Origin of the sequence: Mesorhizobium sp. M0239 (assembly GCF_040321815.1) — a bacterium.
Taxonomy (GTDB): domain Bacteria; phylum Pseudomonadota; class Alphaproteobacteria; order Rhizobiales; family Rhizobiaceae; genus Mesorhizobium.
This window is the reverse complement of record NZ_JAMYSG010000005.1, coordinates 166224-182508: the sequence shown is the minus strand read 5'-3', so window position 1 is coordinate 182508 and position 16285 is coordinate 166224. Positions and strand designations below refer to the sequence as shown.

General features: G+C 63.7%; 13 protein-coding genes. 4 read left to right on the top strand and 9 right to left on the bottom strand.

The window, feature by feature from the left end:
• Positions 1–53: 53 nt before the first annotated feature.
• The 3 genes from NKI99_RS06775 to NKI99_RS06765 form a co-directional block, all read right to left on the bottom strand.
• Positions 54–1424 (bottom strand): glutamine synthetase family protein, encoded by a 1371-nt coding sequence (locus NKI99_RS06775; protein ID WP_352610298.1) that lies wholly within the window; start codon positions 1422–1424, stop codon positions 54–56.
• Positions 1425–1511: 87 nt separating this feature from the next.
• A complete protein-coding gene (locus NKI99_RS06770; RefSeq protein WP_023810103.1) occupies positions 1512–3074 on the bottom strand; it encodes an amino acid permease in 1563 nt (520 codons plus the stop codon).
• An 18-nt stretch (positions 3075–3092) separates the two neighbouring features.
• Positions 3093–3911, bottom strand: a complete 819-nt coding sequence (locus tag NKI99_RS06765) for an N-formylglutamate amidohydrolase (RefSeq protein WP_352610295.1) — start codon at positions 3909–3911, stop codon at positions 3093–3095.
• 144 nt (positions 3912–4055) lie between these two features.
• On the opposite strand from NKI99_RS06765, the gene NKI99_RS06760 reads away from it, so the two are divergent.
• The 3 genes from NKI99_RS06760 to NKI99_RS06750 all read left to right on the top strand — a co-directional run bounded on the left by NKI99_RS06760 (position 4056) and on the right by NKI99_RS06750 (position 9368).
• A complete protein-coding gene (locus NKI99_RS06760) occupies positions 4056–4883 on the top strand; it encodes a MurR/RpiR family transcriptional regulator (protein WP_023810105.1) in 828 nt (275 codons plus the stop codon).
• Between the two features lie 193 nt (positions 4884–5076).
• Positions 5077–6240 carry an efflux RND transporter periplasmic adaptor subunit gene (locus tag NKI99_RS06755; RefSeq protein WP_023810106.1) on the top strand — a complete coding sequence of 388 codons (1164 nt, stop codon included), beginning with the start codon at positions 5077–5079 and terminating at the stop codon, positions 6238–6240.
• The gene (locus NKI99_RS06750) at positions 6237–9368 is read left to right on the top strand and encodes an efflux RND transporter permease subunit (RefSeq protein ID WP_352610292.1); all 3132 of its coding nucleotides are present in this window, start codon (positions 6237–6239) and stop codon (positions 9366–9368) included. The genes NKI99_RS06755 and NKI99_RS06750 overlap by 4 nt, the downstream gene beginning before the upstream one ends.
• A gap of 61 nt (positions 9369–9429) precedes the next feature.
• Here NKI99_RS06750 and NKI99_RS06745 read toward each other — a convergent pair whose 3' ends face one another.
• The 6 genes from NKI99_RS06745 to NKI99_RS06720 all read right to left on the bottom strand — a co-directional run bounded on the left by NKI99_RS06745 (position 9430) and on the right by NKI99_RS06720 (position 15335).
• Complete coding sequence (locus tag NKI99_RS06745; RefSeq protein ID WP_023810108.1) at positions 9430–9840, bottom strand: GtrA family protein; 411 nt, start codon at positions 9838–9840, stop codon at positions 9430–9432.
• Entirely contained in the window at positions 9837–10646 is an 810-nt protein-coding gene (locus NKI99_RS06740; protein WP_023810109.1) for a ChbG/HpnK family deacetylase, read from the bottom strand. The genes NKI99_RS06745 and NKI99_RS06740 overlap by 4 nt, the downstream gene beginning before the upstream one ends.
• Positions 10643–11632, bottom strand: coding sequence for a glycosyltransferase (locus NKI99_RS06735; protein ID WP_023810110.1), 990 nt, complete (start codon positions 11630–11632; stop codon positions 10643–10645). Before NKI99_RS06735 ends, NKI99_RS06740 begins: the two co-directional genes overlap by 4 nt.
• Positions 11625–12788, bottom strand: a complete 1164-nt coding sequence (locus NKI99_RS06730) for a glycosyltransferase 87 family protein (protein ID WP_023810111.1) — start codon at positions 12786–12788, stop codon at positions 11625–11627. The genes NKI99_RS06735 and NKI99_RS06730 overlap by 8 nt, the downstream gene beginning before the upstream one ends.
• Before the next feature lie 215 nt (positions 12789–13003).
• Complete coding sequence (locus tag NKI99_RS06725; RefSeq protein ID WP_023810112.1) at positions 13004–14041, bottom strand: zinc-binding dehydrogenase; 1038 nt, start codon at positions 14039–14041, stop codon at positions 13004–13006.
• A gap of 52 nt (positions 14042–14093) precedes the next feature.
• Positions 14094–15335 carry an acyl-CoA dehydrogenase family protein gene (locus NKI99_RS06720; protein WP_023810113.1) on the bottom strand — a complete coding sequence of 414 codons (1242 nt, stop codon included), beginning with the start codon at positions 15333–15335 and terminating at the stop codon, positions 14094–14096.
• A 115-nt stretch (positions 15336–15450) separates the two neighbouring features.
• Between NKI99_RS06720 and NKI99_RS06715 the strand changes: the two genes are divergently transcribed.
• Positions 15451–16266 carry an SDR family oxidoreductase gene (locus tag NKI99_RS06715; RefSeq protein ID WP_352440909.1) on the top strand — a complete coding sequence of 272 codons (816 nt, stop codon included), beginning with the start codon at positions 15451–15453 and terminating at the stop codon, positions 16264–16266.
• The last annotated feature ends 19 nt before the right edge of the window (positions 16267–16285 follow it).

Below are 16285 nucleotides of genomic sequence, written 5' to 3'. Positions count from 1 at the left end.
ACGGAGAGGAAGGGTAAGGGACGGCGCCGACGGCGCCGACGAACAGTCGATAACTAGTACCGCTCGAACCCTCTGTGCAGTTCCCAATCCGTAATGCGGCGGTCGTATTCGAACTGCTCCCACTTTGCGGTGTGGACATAGTGTTCGAGCACATCCTCGCCGAGCGCCTGCCTCAGCATCTTCGACTTCGCCAGCGTCTCGGTCGCATCGCGGAGCGTCTTCGGGATCTCCGGCAGGCGCGATGCCTGATAGGCATCGCCGACGAACGGCTTCTGCAATTCCAGCTTCTCGTCGATGCCCGCGAGGCCTGCGGCGATCAGCGCGGCGAACGCAAGATACGGGTTGAGGTCGGCGCCGCCGATGCGGCATTCCATGCGGATGCCCTTGGTGCCCTCGCCGCACAGGCGGAAGCCGGCGGTACGGTTGTCCTCGCTCCACATGATCTTAGTCGGCGCGAAGGTGCCGGCCTGGAAGCGCTTGTAGGAGTTGATATAGGGCGCCAGGAACCAGGTGAATTCCTTGGCGTATTTGAGCTGGCCGGCGGCCCATTGCTGGCCAAGCGTCGACAGCGTCCAGTCGGCCGTCTTGTCGAAGAACAGCGGTGTCTTGCCGTCGGCGCTCCACAGCGAATTGTGGATGTGGCTGGAATTGCCGGCGAGCCCGTAATTATACTTGGACATGAACGAAATCGCCTTGCCCTCGGACTCGGCGATTTCCTTGGCGCCGTTCTTCAGGATGACGTGGCGGTCGGCCATGTCGAGCGCCTCGGCATAGCGCACATTGATCTCTTCCTGGCCCGGACCCCACTCGCCCTTGGAATTTTCGATCGGGATGCCGGCCGCTTCCATCTCATTGCGAAGCCGGCGCATGACGCCTTCTTCCTTGGTGGTGATGCCGATCTGGTAGTCGCCGATATAGGGCGATGCGGTGTCGAGACCCTGCCAGTGCTTCTTTCGGGCAGAATCGTATGTCTCGTTGAACAGATAGAATTCGAGCTCGGAAGCGAAATAGCCGATATAGCCGCGCTCGCTCAGCCGCTTGACCTGCTTCTTCAGGATGGCGCGCGGCGAGTGCGGCAGGTCATCATGGGTGTGGTGGTCGAGCACGTCGCAGATCACGAGTGCGGTCTTTTCCAGCCAGGGAATGCGCCGCAGCGTGGCGAGATCCGGCTTCATGACGAAATCGCCATAGCCCTTTGACCAGCTCGCGGCCTTGTAGCCCGGCACCGGTTCCATATCGATGTCGGCCGCCAGCAGATAGTTGCAGCCATGCGTTTCGTCATGCGCGGAATCGATGAAGTACTGCGCCAGGAAGCGTTTTCCCGCCAACCGTCCCTGCATGTCGACGATGCAGGCCAGCACGGTGTCGATCTCACCGCTGGAGACCGCTTTCTTCAACTGATCGAACGAGAAATTTCCGGCCATTCCTTTGGCACTCCAGCACTTGTCGATTGAAAGGGATAAACGTAGCCATGGCCGGCGCGAGGCCGGCCATGGCCATATAGGGCGATATCAGGCGCCAGCTTCGCCGATAGCCACCTCGGCTGCCCTGATCGCGGCCTGGCGTTTGGCAATCTGGTCACCGATCGGCGGACCCTGGAAGCGGCGGTTCTCGAAACCGAACCAAAGCACGGCGGTCAGCAAGATGAAGCCTATGGTGATGTAAAGCACCTTGTCGTTCGGCGGCTGGATGGCGATGTAGAAGATGATCACCATGCCGACAATCGACAGCGCACAGAAGAGCTTGAACAGTCCGGCGCCCAGGTTCCACGGGCCAGGATTGGGCCACTTGGCCGTGCCGAATGCGACCATGCCGAGTGCGATCGGGATGGTGAACGACAGGAACAGGAACACCAGCGTCGAATTGACGACGATGGTGTAGATGTTGGTGCCGCCGATCGAAATAAACTGGGCAAGGAACACATAAAGGATCTCGAGGATCGCGGCCGTCCAGATCGCATTGACCGGCGTGCGCCAGGTCGGGTTGACCTTGGCGAGAGCCGCGGAGCCAACAGGCATGCCGCCGTCGCGAGAGAAGGCGAACAGCATGCGCGAAGCCGAGGTCACGGTGGCGAGGCCGCAGAGGAATTGCGAGATCAGGATTGCAAAATAAAGCAGTTCCTTCAGCCACACCGGCAGGATTGCATCCATTGTCGAGAAGAATACGCTCCATCCCTGCTTGGCGCCGGCAGCCAGGTCCGGGATCGCGAGAACGATTGCGCACAGCATCACCCAGCCGATCAGCGACGACCACAGCACCGACGAAACGATCGCCCGCGGGACGGAGTGTGCTGCCTTGACGGTCTCCTCGGAGGTGTGGGCCGAGGCGTCATAGCCGGTGATGGTATAGACGGGCAGAAGCAGGCAGAGCAGGAACAGGTAGCTCATGGAGTCGGTTTGCGGAAAAACACCGCCGCCCGCATCGCCTGAATAGTTGGTGAACGTCCACAGCCGGCTGATGTCGATTGCCGGTGCGAACACCAGGCAGGCCACGATCAGCACTGCTGTTGCGCCCAGGATAAGAAAGCCCGAAGCATCGGTGAGCATTGCCGTCAGTTTGATGCCGAAATGGTTGAACAGCGCCTGCAGCACGGTGATGAAGGCGACGAACCCGACGATTTCGCCCGGCGTGCCGGTGATGCCAAACCAGCTTCCGAACGTTCCAACGAAGAAGAAAGCGGTGCCGATGTTGATGGCGCCGAGCACGGTGATCAGGCCGAACAGGTTTAGCCAGGCCGTCAGCCAGCCGGTGAAGCGGTTGCCGAGGATCGACGACCAGTGATAGAGGCCGCCGGCGGTCGGAAATGCCGAGGCGATCTGCGCCATGGCAAGGGCGAAGAAGCCCGACACGCAGCAGCCGACGATCCAGCCGATGCCCGCACCTGCGCCGCCGATCGACGATGTGGCTTGCGCGAAGGAGTTGATGCCGCCCGAAAGGATGCAGATGATCGAGAACGATATCGCGAAATTCGAGAAGCGGCTCATGCTTCGCGACAGTTCCTGGGCATAGCCCATGCCATGGAGAACCTTCAGGTCCTCCTTCTTGTCAACGTCCGTATAATCCGGTCCTGCCATTTTCATTCCCCTGTGGTTCTAATTGGCCGATTGAACTGACTTTCCGACTGAATGCGATCTGGAATATCCGGCCTCCTCTGGCTCCAGATCCGAAAAAATGCCCGTGAGCAGATCCGCCCATTTCCGCTGCCCGGTCTCGCCGGCGATTTCGTCGTTGCGGATTTCGATCATCGCGCAGGGCAGGCCGCGCGAGCGCGCATGCCGTTCCAGCGTGAAATAGACGCGGTCATCAGGCGAATAAGGCTCGTTGACGCCGACGGTGACGCCGGCAAGCCGCTTCAGCGCCGATATCAGCGGCGCCGCCAGCCGGCGATCCTCGTCGTGGATGATGCCGATATGCCAGGGCCGGCTCATGGACTTGTAGACCGGCGTGAAGGAGTGGACCGAAACCAGCCGGGTTTGCTGACCCTGTGACAGCCTGTTGTCGATGATACCGGCAATCGTGTTGTGGAACGGCTGCCATGACAGGGCAACACGCGCCGCCCGCTCGCTCTCCGACAGGCCGGCATTGCCCGGTATGGCCGTTGTCTCACTGACCGGCGGTACCAGGTCGGGCGCGTCGAGTGGCCGGTTGCAGTCGATGACAAGGCGAGAAATACGAGTTTCCACCAGCGTCGCGTCGAGCGCCTGCGCCATGCGGCGGGCAACCGGCAGCGCGCCGGGATCCCAGGCGATGTGACGGGACAGGTCCTCGGCGGCAAGGCCGAGCGTACCGAATTCGGCCGGCAGGAAGTTCGAGGCGTGATCGCAAGTCAGCACGAAAGGGCTCGATCCGCCGGGGTTCGTCACCCTTACGGTATCAGACGATGCAAAGCTGGCGGGCCGTGCTTTCTCCATACTGTGCCGTCCCCGGGGAGCGCTGTATCGTATGTTACGTATTTTGCCTCATTGCGTCCCTGTGGATGATTTCATACAGTTTGTCCGGCTTTGTCAAATGCGATCTCGGAAAAGGCCTTCGGCCGGGCCAGGGGTGGGGAAAACATGATTTCCAGCATTGCCGAACTGATCGCCGATCGCCTCGGCACGATGCCGGCCGGCGAACGGCGCGCGGCCCAGACACTGATCGCCAACTATCCGATGATCGGCCTGAAAACGGTCGCTGAATTCTCGGCCGCGGCGGGCGTCTCCTCGCCGACGATCCTGCGTTTCGTCGCCCGGCTGGGTTTTCAGAACTATCCGGAATTCCAGTCGAGCCTGCAGGACGAACTGGCGGCGCAACTGCAATCGCCGGCGACAAGGACGCTCAATCCGCCCTCGCCTGGTGGTGGGACGGTGTCACCGATGCTGGAAGCGACGCTCGACAACATGCGCGAGACGTTCAGACACCTGTCCGACAGGCAGCTTGCCGACATCGCCGCCCGGCTAGCGGACCGGCGCGGCAAGACCTTCCTGATCGGCGGCCGCTTCACCGATCCGCTGGCGCGCTACATGGCCGCCCACCTCGCTGTCATCCAGCCGGATGTCTTTCACCTCGCCGGGCAGGAGAGCATGTGGCGCGACCGATTGATCGACATGGGCAAGCGCGACGTGCTGGTGATCTTCGACATCAGGCGCTACCAGGACAGCCTCGTCCGCTTCGCCGAAAAGGCGCATCAGCGTGGCGTCCAGATCGTGCTGTTCACCGACCAGTGGCTGTCGCCGATCGCCCGCTTTGCTCGTCATGTTATCGCCGGACGAACCGCGGTGCCGTCGGCATGGGACTCTTCGGCTGCCCTTTTCGTCGTCGCCGAAACGCTGATCGGCGCCGTCACCAGGCAACTGGAAGCAGAAGGCGCCAAACGCATTCGCGAGATGGAAAGTCTGCGTTAGTGCCTGTGTGATGATCCAAAGCGTTATGCATATTTTCTCAAACGTTACATATATTTAATGTGCGCAGCCCCCGGAGAATTGTCATAAAGACGCGATATCGAGGCGGCTTCTTTGCCTTACAATAGCCTCGCTGCGTCTGCTTCATTTCGGGAAACCGGTAGACGGAAGGATTGTTTTACCAACCGGAGTGCCGATGGCCGCCTGGAAACAGATACTTTTTGCACTTGTGGTGCTGGTGGTGGCGGCAGCCGCCTGGCTGCGCTTTTATCCCGGCGCGCCGGACGTGCTGGCACGCTGGGGCATCGACTGGGCCTCCGCGGCAACGCCCCCGGCTGAGACCGGCGCCGCCAACGCGAAGCAGTCAAACGGCCGCAATAGCGGCAACCAGCGGGTGAACGTGGTCGCCCTTGCGGCCACTTCGGCTGTTATCAACGACCGCCTGCAGGCAATCGGCACCGGCCGTGCCAACGCCTCGGTGGCCGTCAATCCCTACAGCTCCGGCCGCCTCGCCGAACTGCTGGTCGAATCCGGCAGCCATGTCGATAAGGGACAGATTCTCGCCACCCTGGATTCCGAGACCGAAGTGATCTCTCAGGACCGCGCCAAGCTCGCCTTGCAGGATGCGCAGGCCAAACTCGACCGTGTCAGGTCGCTTCGTGCCTCCAATGCCGCGACACCAGTCGCAGTGGCTGACGCCGAGGTGGTGCTGGCGGGCGCCAAGCTGGCGCTTCAGGATGCGGAACTCGCACTGCAGCGCCGGTCGATTCTGGCGCCGATCGCCGGCACCGTCGGCATCCTGCCGATCTCGGCCGGCAATTATGTCACCAACCAGTCGGCCATCGCCACGCTCGACGACCGGTCCTCGATCCTGGTCGACTTCCTGGTGCCCGAGCGCTTCGCTGCCGCCGTCAAGATCGGTGCACAATTGACGGCGACGCCGATCGCCAATCCCAGCAATGCTTATAGCGGCACCGTTTCGGCCATTGACAACCACATCGATGAAAAGAGCCGCACCCTGCTGGTCAAGGCCAAGATCGCCAACCCGGCGGATTCACTGCGCGCCGGCATGTCGTTCGGCATCACCATGAAATTTCCGGGGCAAACCTATCCGGCCGTCAGCCCGCTGGCGATCCTGTGGGGGGCGGACGGCGCCTATGTCTGGCAGATCGAGGACGGCAAGGCCAGGCGGGTCCCGGTGCGCATCGTACAGCGCAACACCGAGACCGTGCTGATCGACGCCGAGATCGACAATGGCGACATGGTGGTCACAGAAGGCACCCAGAGCGTCAGCGAGGGCGGCGCGGTCCGCCTCGCCGGCGAAGAGCAGCGCGCCGCGGACGCCGCCGCAGGCACATGACCAGCCCCGCCAACACTGCCAGCGAGACCGGCTTCACCGCCCTGTTCATCCGCAGGCCGGTGATGGCCTTCGTGCTGAACACACTGATTGCGGTCGCCGGCCTGGCCGCCTTCTACGGCGTCGAGATCCGCGAACTGCCGGACGTCGATCGCGCGGTGGTCACCGTTTCCACCACCTTCGAGGGCGCGGCGGCCGAGACCGTCGATCGCGAACTGACCGACACCATCGAGGGCGCCGTCGCCCGCGTCTCCGGCGTCAAGTCGATCTCGTCGTCTTCCTCATTCGGCTCGAGCCGCGTCACCATCGAGTTCAACGATGGCGTCGATCTGAATGTCGCCGCCTCGGACGTGCGTGATGCCGTCGGCCGCGTCGCCAACCAGATGCCGGACACCGCCGATCCGCCGCGCATCGTCAAGGCCGACGCCAATTCCGACGCGGTGATGCGACTGGCGGTGACCTCGGACAACATGTCGATCCAGGACATGACCGTGGTGGTCCAGGACCAGATCGAGGACGAGCTGGCCGCCGTGCCCGGCGTTGCCGACGTTCAGGTCTATGGCGACCGCGACAAGATCTTCCGCATCGATGTCGACCAGAACAAGCTGGCCAGCCTCGGCTTCACGGTCGCCGACCTCAGGGCCGCCCTTGCCTCGGTCGCCTTCGATTCCCCCGCCGGTTCGATCACCACGACCAACCAGGACCTGATCGTCCGCACGACTGCCGACGTGACCACGCCTGAAGAGTTCGAAAACATAATTGTCGGCGGCACGACGCGCATCCGCGATGTCGCCACCGTCACGCTCGGCCCCGACGTCGGCCAGACCACGTTGCGCTCGGACGGCAAGACCGGCATCGGCATCGGCATCATCCGCCAGGCGGAATCGAACACGCTGGACATCTCGACCGGCGTCCAGGCCGCCGTCGCCAAGCTGCAGGAAAACCTGCCCGAGGGCATGTCGATCAAGATCACCAGCGACGACGCTGTCTTCGTCAAGGGGGCGGTGCACGAGGTCGAGATCGCGCTCGGCCTGTCCGTCACCATGGTGCTGATCGTCATCTACATGTTTCTCCTCGACTGGCGTGCGACGCTGATCCCCGGCCTGTCGATGCCGGTCGCCATGATCGGCACCATCGCCGCCATCTATCTGGCCGGCTTCTCGGTCAACATCCTGACCCTGCTCGCGCTGGTGCTGGCGACCGGTCTGGTCGTCGACGACGCCATCGTCGTGCTCGAAAACATCGTGCGACGACGCAACGAAGGCATGGGGCCGCGCGCCGCCGCCGTGCTCGGCGCGCAGGAGGTGTTCTTCGCCGTCATCGCCACCACCTTGACGCTGGTCGCCGTCTTCGTGCCGATCTCGTTCCTGCCCGGCCAGACCGGCGGCTTGTTCCGCGAATTCGGCTTCGTGCTTGCCATGTCGGTGCTCTTGTCCTGCGTGGTGGCGCTGACGCTGTGCCCAATGCTCGCCTCGCGCATGCTGACCAGCGCATCGCTCCACCACGAAGGTGACCATGGCATCGGCGCCCGCATCGGCGGCGCGCTCAATACGGCCTACAAGCGCAGCCTGCACGCCTGCCTCGACGCGCCATGGATCGTGCTTCTGGTCGCGGTGCTGTTCGCCGGCACCGCCTTCACGCTGTTCGGCACCATCCGCCAGGAGCTGACGCCGACCGAGGACCGCGCCGCCGTGCTTCTGCGCATCAGCGCCCCGCAAGGCGTCAGCCTCGACTACACAACGCAGCAGATGCAGAAGATCGAGAGACTGATCCAGCCGATGCGCGATTCCGGCGAGATCCGCAGCACTTTCGAAAATGCCGGCCAGAACGGCTCCTACAACTCCGGCTTCATGGTGATGACGCTGGCGCCGTGGAACGAGCGCAGCCGCAGCCAGCAGGAGATCATGGCCGAGATCAGCCAGTTGACCAGGCAGGTGCCGAGCGTGCGCATCTTCCCGGTGCAGCCCAACAGCCTCGGTATCCGTGGCGCCGGCAACGGCCTGCAGTTCGCGCTGGTCGGCAACGACCGCAAGGCACTCGGCGATGCCGCCGTGAAGATCATCGCCGAGATGCAGAAGGACCCGCGCTTCCAGACACCGCGCCTGTCCATCGACCCGACGCAGCCGCAGCTAGCCGTGGCCATCGACCGCGAGCGCGCCTCCGACCTCGGCATCGACATATCAGGACTGGCCAACACCTTGCAGGCCATGCTCGACGGCAACGACGTCGTCGACGTCTACATCGCCGACCGCAGCTACGGCGTGAAGCTGGTCTCGACCACCAATCCGATCAACGATCCGACGGATCTGGAAAACATCTTCCTGAAAACAGCCGACGGACGTTTCGTGCCGATGTCGACCATCGCAACGCTGACCGAACGCGCCGTGCCACCGTCGCTGTCGCGCGAACAGCAGCAGCCCTCTGTGGCGATCACCTCCAACCTCAGCGGCGACTTCGCGCTTGGCGACGCGCTCACCCGCGCCGAGCAAATCGCCACACCGCTGCTGCCGCCAGGCAGCCGCATCCTGCCCCTGGCCGAGGCGGCGACGCTAGGCGAGACCAACAGCGCCATGGTCACCATTTTCGGCTTCGCGCTGGTCATCATCCTTTTGGTGCTGGCCGCCCAGTTCGAAAGTTTTGTCAGCGCCGTGATCATCATGGCGACGGTGCCGCTCGGGCTGGCCTGTGCGATTTTCGCGCTTCTCCTCTCGGGCACCAGTCTCAACGCCTACAGCCAGATCGGCCTGGTGCTTTTGGTCGGCGTCATGGCCAAGAACGGCATCCTGATCGTCGAATTCGCCAACCAGTTGCGCGACCGCGGGCTTGGCGTGCGCGAGGCGATCGAACAGGCCTCGATCATCCGCGTGCGGCCGGTGATGATGACGATGATCTGCACCGTGCTCGGCGGCCTGCCGCTGGTGCTGGCGAGCGGCGCCGGTGCCGAGGCGCGCGTCGCGCTCGGCTGGGTCATCGTCGGCGGCCTGGGGCTGGCCACCGTCTCGACGCTGTTCCTGACGCCGGTCGCCTATCTCCTGCTTGGCCGCTTCGTCACGCCGAAGACCCACGAGGAAGCCCGGCTGAAGCGCGAGTTGGAGGAAGCCGCCTACACCAATGTGGAGCCGGCAGAATAGAAATTCCAGGAAAGTGTGTAGCGGTTTTTCGTCCGGAATTTCGTAAGAAAAATAATTCCGGCTATCTCAGCAACCGACCTTCGATCGACCAGCGCGCGGCGAGGAAATTCAGCACCGCCGCCACCACGACGCCCCCGATTTTCGCCGGCCACACCCCGATTATGCCGGCGAATAGCGCGATCGAGAGGCTGGAGACACCGAGCGAAATCAGCGCTCCAAGCGTGGCGAAACGAAGGAACGCATCATGCAGCCGGATGGCTCGATTGCGCTCGAACGACCACAAGCCGTTCGCCGCGAAGGAAAAGGTGACGGCGACGAACCAGGCAGCGATGTTGGCCGGCACCGGCGGAACCCCGAGCTTGAGCAGCAGGAAGAAGCTGGCAAGGTCGATGGCCGTGTTCGCCAGTCCGACAATGGCGAAGCGGACGATCTTGCTGCCGGCCGAACGCTGGGGCCGATCGGCTTCGCTCATCTCTTGCCGTCCAAGATCTCGACGCCGGCGCGGGCCAGACCAGCGCCGAATTCGTCCGATGCGAGGGCCGCGAATTCCACCTCGCGCACATCTTGCATGGTGTCGCGCGCGCGCAGCGTCTCGTCGACATGGCCGGGATGGCACATGAACAGCCCTCGCTCCGGCAACCCTTCGACGGCCGCCTGCAGAACCGCAGCGAACTTTTCGGGCTGTCGCCAGTCATAGATGCCGGCGAGCGGCTGGAAAACGATGAAGCCCGCGCGCTGCATCGAGCGGTTGAACCCGGCAGCCAGCGCGGCAATGGCGGCGACTTTCGACCCTGCGGCCAGCGCCGGGGCGCCGCGCAGGGCCGGCCTGTCGGCGCCTTCTGGAAACCGTGTGCGCAGCCATGTGCGCACAACGGGAAGGAAATGCACATGCTGGTGCCCGTCGACGAAATCGGGGCGGCGGCCAAGCGCCTCGACGAAGCGGCCGTACTGGGCGTCAAGCTCGGCATGGACATGGCGGTCGCCGATGCGGCCGCGCAGAACAGGCAAGGCCAGTGCGCGGAGCGGTGGCAGCCGGCCTTCCGGCGCCAAGGCCGACCGGCCGGTGGCGGCCAACTGGTCGGTCAAGGTGAGGTGCAGCCCAACCGCGGCCCGGCCGCACAGCGGTTTTATGCGCTCTGCCTCCTTTGCCCACTCGGGAAAGCCGGTCATGCAGCTGGTGCCGGTCAGGCGCCCCCGATCGAGAAGATCGAGAATCCCGGCGGAAACGCCAGGCGCCAGGCCGTAATCGTCAGCGATCAGGCGAATGCGCCGCGTCATCTGTTCGAAGTGCCCGGCTCCGGCCGGTCGGCGGGGGCCTCGCTGCGCACGACATCGCGCACGAGATAGACCGGCCGATCCTTGCTCTCGCTGAGCGTCACCCAGACATATTCGCCGATCAGGCCAAGCAGGGTCAGGTTGAGGCCGCCGAGCAGAACGACGGCAACCAGCAGGCTGGGGTAGCCCGGAACGGCAATGCCGTAGAAGATCACCTCGAAGAACACCTTGGCGCCATAGAGCGCGCCGGCCATCGCCGCGAGCAGCCCGCTAAGACTGATCAGGCGTAGCGGAATGACGGAGAACGAGGTGAACCCCTCCAGCGAGAAGGCGATGAGGTTGAGCCGGCTCCATTTCGATGTGCCGCTGGCGCGGCCTTCCGGCGAATAGGGCAACGCCTTCTGGCGAAAGCCGGCCCAGGCAAACAGGCCCTTGTTGAAGCGACGCTTGTCACGCAGGCTGGTCAGAGCGCGCGCGACAGCGCCGCGCATGACGCGAAAGTCGCCGGCATTTTCGGGAATATCGAAACGCTGACTGCTGTTGATCAGGCTGTAGAAAAGCCGTGCAAGCTGGCTGCGCCGCCAGCTCGCCTCGCGGCGGTCGTTCTGGGCAAAGACGACGTCGATGTCCGGATGGTCCACCAGCTCGGCGATCAGCTTCAGGCTGATGTCCAGGGAATGCTGGAGGTCGGCGTCCATGATCAGCACCATGTCGCCGCGCGACTGGTCGAGGCCGGCGAGTACAGCGACTTCCTTGCCGAAATTGCGGCTGAGGCGGACGATCTCCCACGATCCCGTCAGCGCTTGCGAAAATCGTCCAGCGCCATCGTCACCGCTGCCGTCATCGACCAGGATCTTGTGCACGGTCATGCCGAAGCGCTGTGCCACGGCCGCTTCGAGCTCGCCTAGCAGGCGCGCGAAGGCCGATGCCGATGCCGCCTCGTTGAAGAATGGCGCAACGATATCGAGGCTCTGTCGCAACTCAGCCATTCGCGACTCCCGCATTCACCACCTTTTCCCGTGCCTTGGCCCAGAACCACCAGATCAGCGAACCGGCGATGAAAGTGACAGCGACCGGCCGGAACCAGGGGAAGAGGAAATCGTGCACATGGCGCTCGACGCCGCTCAGCCCGGTCACGAACAGCGTCATCGACAGCACCGAGGCGAGGACGCCGCCCCGTTCTTCGCGCCACAACAGGGCGATGGCAAGACCGGCTGGTACCGCGATCATGGCAAAGGTGTTGGGTTCGACGCGCGGGTTGAAGACGCACATGTAGAAGGTGGCCGTCAGGAAGATCGCCAGCGCCGCCTTTCCCTGTTCGAGCCTGCGGTCGAACCAGATGACGGCTGAAAGCGTAAGCAGGGCCATGACCATGCGCACGATCGTTGCGCCGAATTCCGGTATCGGCAGCCCTATCGTGGTGAACGGTGCCGTGAAATCGGTGGACACGAAATGGCTGGTGTTCTCGACGGCCATGGAGGTCAGCATCTGGGCGAAGACACGATACTGATCGTTGAGATAGCCGGCGGGAGCAAAAGCGTAAGGCAGTGCGAGCACGAACAGCACCGCCAGCACCAGCACCGGTATCAACCGAAGCCGAAGGGCTCCTACCAACAACAGCATTATGATCGCGGTCGGCTTGGCGATGATGGCGAGCGAAGCCCAGAAGAACGTCTCCGCCCGTCGTCCTTCCAGCGCCGACAATGTGAGAAGCCAGCAAGCGCCGGTCAAAAGGATCGTCGCCTGGCCGTTGCGGATCGCGCCGAGCGCCATCGGCACAGCGAGGAAGAGGCCGAAAGAAAGCAGCCACATCAACTCGTCACCACCGAGCTTGCGCACCTGCCGCATCGCGGCATAGGTCAGCACCGCAAACCCGAGGGAGTGCCACATCACGCCGCCCAGATGCGGACCGAGCTTGACTATTGGAGTGTAGAGCGCGGCGAAGGCCGGCGCGTAGAGATACCCCATCTCGGATTGGGTGTCGTAGAGTGGCAGACCGGCCAGAAGCGCCTCGCTGCCATCTATATAGGCCTTCCATACCGTCCGCGTGTACGGCGACCACAGGACCATGGCAAGAACGACCAGGAACGCTCCGATCCACAGGCCAAACCCCAAACGGTCGAAAACCGGCTTGGAAATCGTCATCAAGGCACCCCACACAATCCCGGAACAGGCTCAGTCCAGCCTGTCCCGGCATTCGATGGCGGCGGCATATCACGGACGCAGCGGCGTGGCATAGGGGGCTTGATGGACCAGGATATCGGCCTGACGGTCCCGCGTCGGCGGATAACCGGCAATCTCTGCCCGCAAAGCCCTCCGAGGCCCCTCCCGTCCAAGCTGCTCGAATCTTTCGAATTGGCCTAAGGCCGGATGAACACCTTGCCGTTCGGCTTGGCCAGTTCCGCTGGCACCCGCGCCATCGCCTCGGCAAGCGGCACCACCGCCGTCACGTCGGTCGACCAGCGCCCATCGGAAAAACGCTTCTGCGCTTCCAGGATCGCCGGGCCGCGGCGATCGCGGAACTGGCGCATCCACTCGCTCAGCCAAAACCCTTCGATATGCTTGTGCTGGAAGATCAGTTGGCCGGGCTCGCGGATAACAGTGTGTTCGGGATCGAGCCGCCCATAGATGATCCAGCGCGAACGCTTCGGCATGACGTCGAAGATGGCGGAAGCCAGCGGCCCGGTCACCGCGTCAAGGAAGATGCGCGGCTGTTCGGCCTTCATCACCTCGCGCAGCGCTGCCTTGAAATCCGGCGCCTTTTCGTTGAGGACGTGCGCCGCGCCGAGCGCTTTCAGCGCCGCGATCTGGTCGTCGCGGCGCACGGTGACGATCGGCCGGAAGCCCTCTCCGCTGGCCAGGCCAATGATCAGCTTGCAGAGCTGGCTGGCGCCGGCGGTCATGACGAAGGCCTTCTCGCCTTCCTCCTTGACGACGTCGAACATGGCGAGCGCGGTGAGCGGGTTGACGATCATCGCCGCCCCATCCTCGTCGCGGACCGTGTCGAGCAGCGGAATGCATGCAGCAGCTTCAGCGACGGCATAGTCGGCCCACGAGCCCCAGTTGGTGACGCCGGTGGCAAAGGCGACGCGCTTGCCGATCAGGCTTTGGGGATAGGTCTCGTCGCCGCTGGCGACGACGATGCCGACGCCCTCGAAGCCGGCCGGCTGTCCCTTGGCGCGCGGCTGGCCGTACTGGCCCTTGACGAAGGCGATGTCGGAGGGGTTGATCGAGGCGAGGCTGACCTTGATCAGCACCTGCGTCGGTCCGGGTGTCGGCACCGCGATGTTGCCCGGCTCGAGATACGGCTCCATCGCCTCCAGCACACTGCCGCTCGGCGTCCTGGTGTAGCCGTCGCCGACCAGCAGCAGCGCCTTCATTTCGGAGGGGACGGCCATTGGAACACTCCGTGCTTGGACTGTCGGCATCGCCAGATGACGATGCCGGCGCTCAGACCTTTTCTTGCGTGTATTTCTTCAGCTCGGTGCGCGCCACCTGACGGCGATGCACGGCGTCCGGCCCGTCGGCAAGGCGCAAGGTCCGCAGATGCGTCCACGACCGCGCCAGCGGCGTGTCCTGGCTGATGCCTTGCGCGCCGAACATCTGCACCGCCTCGTCGGTGACCTTGAGCGCGACGCGGGGTGCCACCACCTTGATCTGGCTGATCCAGGGGGCTGCGGCGCGGGCGTCGCCCTGGTCGATCATCCACGCCGCCTTGAGGCAGAGCAGCCGGGCCATCTCGATCTCCATGCGGCATTCGGCGATGATGTCGAAATTGGCGCCGAGCTTTGCCAGCTTCTGGCCGAAGGCCTCGCGGCGCAAGGAACGCTGGCACAGCATCTCGAGCGCCATCTCGGCCTGGCCGATGGCGCGCATGCAATGGTGGATGCGGCCGGGACCGAGCCGCCCTTGCGCGATCTCGAACCCCCTGCCCTCGCCGAGGATCAGGTTCGATGTCGGTACCCGCACATTGTCGAAGCGAAGATGCATGTGGCCGTGCGGCGCGTCGTCATCGCCATAAACCTGCATGGCCCGGACCTTGGTCACACCCCTTGTGCCTGATGGCACCAGGATCATCGAATGACGGCGGTGCTGCGGCTCGTCATCGCCGCCGGTCCTGACCATGACGATGTAGATGGCGCAGCGCGGATCGCCGGCGCCCGAAGCCCACCATTTCTCGCCGTTGAGCACGTAGTCGTCGCCCTGGCGTTCGCAGCGCATGGCAATGTTGGTGGCATCGGACGACGCGACATCCGGCTCGGTCATCAGATAGGCCGAGCGGATCTTGCCCTCGATCAGCGGTTCCAGCCATTCTTTCTTGTGGTCGGCCGAGCCGTACCGTTCCAGCACCTCCATATTGCCGGTGTCGGGCGCCGAACAGTTGAAGGTCTCGGCGCCAAGATGCGCCTTGCCCATCTCCTCGGCCAGATAGGCATATTCGACGGTGGAAAGGCCGTAGCCGCGTTCCGAGCCGGTCAGCCAGAAATTCCACAGGCCGCGCTCCCTTGCGGTTTTCTTCAGCCCTTCGAGGATCTCGCTCTGGCGCGCACTGTAGACCCAGCGGTTGCCTGCCTTGCCCACCTCGCTCAGGAATTCCCTGTCGAGCGGCATGATCTCGTCGCGAACCATGGCCGCGACGCGCGCGTGGATCGGCTTCAGCCGCTCGGTCATGCCGAGATTCATCTCCGTCATCGGTCGCTAACCCTTCATGCATGCCAGGCATTTTGTCAGTGGCAAGGATGACCGTACTTCGGATAGCCTTGTCAACGCGAACTGTTTGCCCGCATGCCGAGCGCGGAGGATTGTGATGAGCTATCTGGACGAGCTGTTTTCGGTGGCCGGCAAGACCGCGCTGGTGACGGGTGCCGCGACCGGCATCGGTCGCATGGCGGCGACCGCGCTGGTGCAGGCCGGCGCCAGCGTGATGATCGCGTCGCGCAAGGGCGAGGATTGCATCCAGGTCGCCGAAGAGTTGAACGAGCTTGGTGCACCGGGCCGGGCCGAGGGCTTCGCCGGGGACGTTTCTAGCGAAGCCGGCATCGCTGCACTCGTCGCCGCGGTCAAGGCGCGGACCGGGAAACTGCATATTCTGGTCAACAATGCCGGCGTCTCCTGGGGTGCACCGTTGGAAAGCTTCCCCTACCATGCCTGGGCCAAGGTGTTCGGCGTCAACGTCACCGCGGTCTTCCATCTGACCCGCGAATTGCTGCCGCTGCTCGACGCTGCCGCCAGCGACGCCGATCCGGCCAGGGTGATCAATCTCGGTTCGGTGATGGGCACGCAGCCGCTGGCCGACGACGCCTATTCCTACACGGCCTCGAAGGCTGCGGTTCACCATCTGACGCGTACACTGGCGCTGGAGTTCGCCGCCCGCCGCATCACCGTCAACGCCTTTGCTCCCGGCCCTTTCCAGAGCCGGATGACCGCTTTCTTCACCGGCAGCGAGGAACAGGCCAAACATGTCGGCGGCCATGTTCCGATCGGCCGTATCGGCGCACCGGATGACATTGCCGGTGCAACGCTCTATTTGTGCAGCCGTGCAGGCAGCTATGTCACCGGCGCCATCCTGCCGATCGACGGCGGACAGTCGGTGCAGCATGGGCTGACCTTGTTCAAGGAATGACATTTTCCGGCCACAGAAG

Excerpts from the sequence above, each read along its gene's own strand:
- NKI99_RS06775 (WP_352610298.1), bottom strand. The coding sequence starts at position 1,424 with ATGGCCGGAAATTTCTCGTTCGATCAGTTGAAGAAAGCGGTCTCCAGC.
- NKI99_RS06770 (WP_023810103.1), bottom strand. The coding sequence starts at position 3,074 with ATGGCAGGACCGGATTATACGGACGTTGACAAGAAGGAGGACCTGAAG.
- NKI99_RS06765 (WP_352610295.1), bottom strand. The coding sequence starts at position 3,911 with ATGGAGAAAGCACGGCCCGCCAGCTTTGCATCGTCTGATACCGTAAGG.
- NKI99_RS06760 (WP_023810105.1), top strand. The coding sequence starts at position 4,056 with ATGATTTCCAGCATTGCCGAACTGATCGCCGATCGCCTCGGCACGATG.
- NKI99_RS06755 (WP_023810106.1), top strand. The coding sequence starts at position 5,077 with ATGGCCGCCTGGAAACAGATACTTTTTGCACTTGTGGTGCTGGTGGTG.
- NKI99_RS06750 (WP_352610292.1), top strand. The coding sequence starts at position 6,237 with ATGACCAGCCCCGCCAACACTGCCAGCGAGACCGGCTTCACCGCCCTG.
- NKI99_RS06745 (WP_023810108.1), bottom strand. The coding sequence starts at position 9,840 with ATGAGCGAAGCCGATCGGCCCCAGCGTTCGGCCGGCAGCAAGATCGTC.
- NKI99_RS06740 (WP_023810109.1), bottom strand. The coding sequence starts at position 10,646 with ATGACGCGGCGCATTCGCCTGATCGCTGACGATTACGGCCTGGCGCCT.
- NKI99_RS06735 (WP_023810110.1), bottom strand. The coding sequence starts at position 11,632 with ATGGCTGAGTTGCGACAGAGCCTCGATATCGTTGCGCCATTCTTCAAC.
- NKI99_RS06730 (WP_023810111.1), bottom strand. The coding sequence starts at position 12,788 with ATGACGATTTCCAAGCCGGTTTTCGACCGTTTGGGGTTTGGCCTGTGG.
- NKI99_RS06725 (WP_023810112.1), bottom strand. The coding sequence starts at position 14,041 with ATGGCCGTCCCCTCCGAAATGAAGGCGCTGCTGCTGGTCGGCGACGGC.
- NKI99_RS06720 (WP_023810113.1), bottom strand. The coding sequence starts at position 15,335 with ATGACGGAGATGAATCTCGGCATGACCGAGCGGCTGAAGCCGATCCAC.
- NKI99_RS06715 (WP_352440909.1), top strand. The coding sequence starts at position 15,451 with ATGAGCTATCTGGACGAGCTGTTTTCGGTGGCCGGCAAGACCGCGCTG.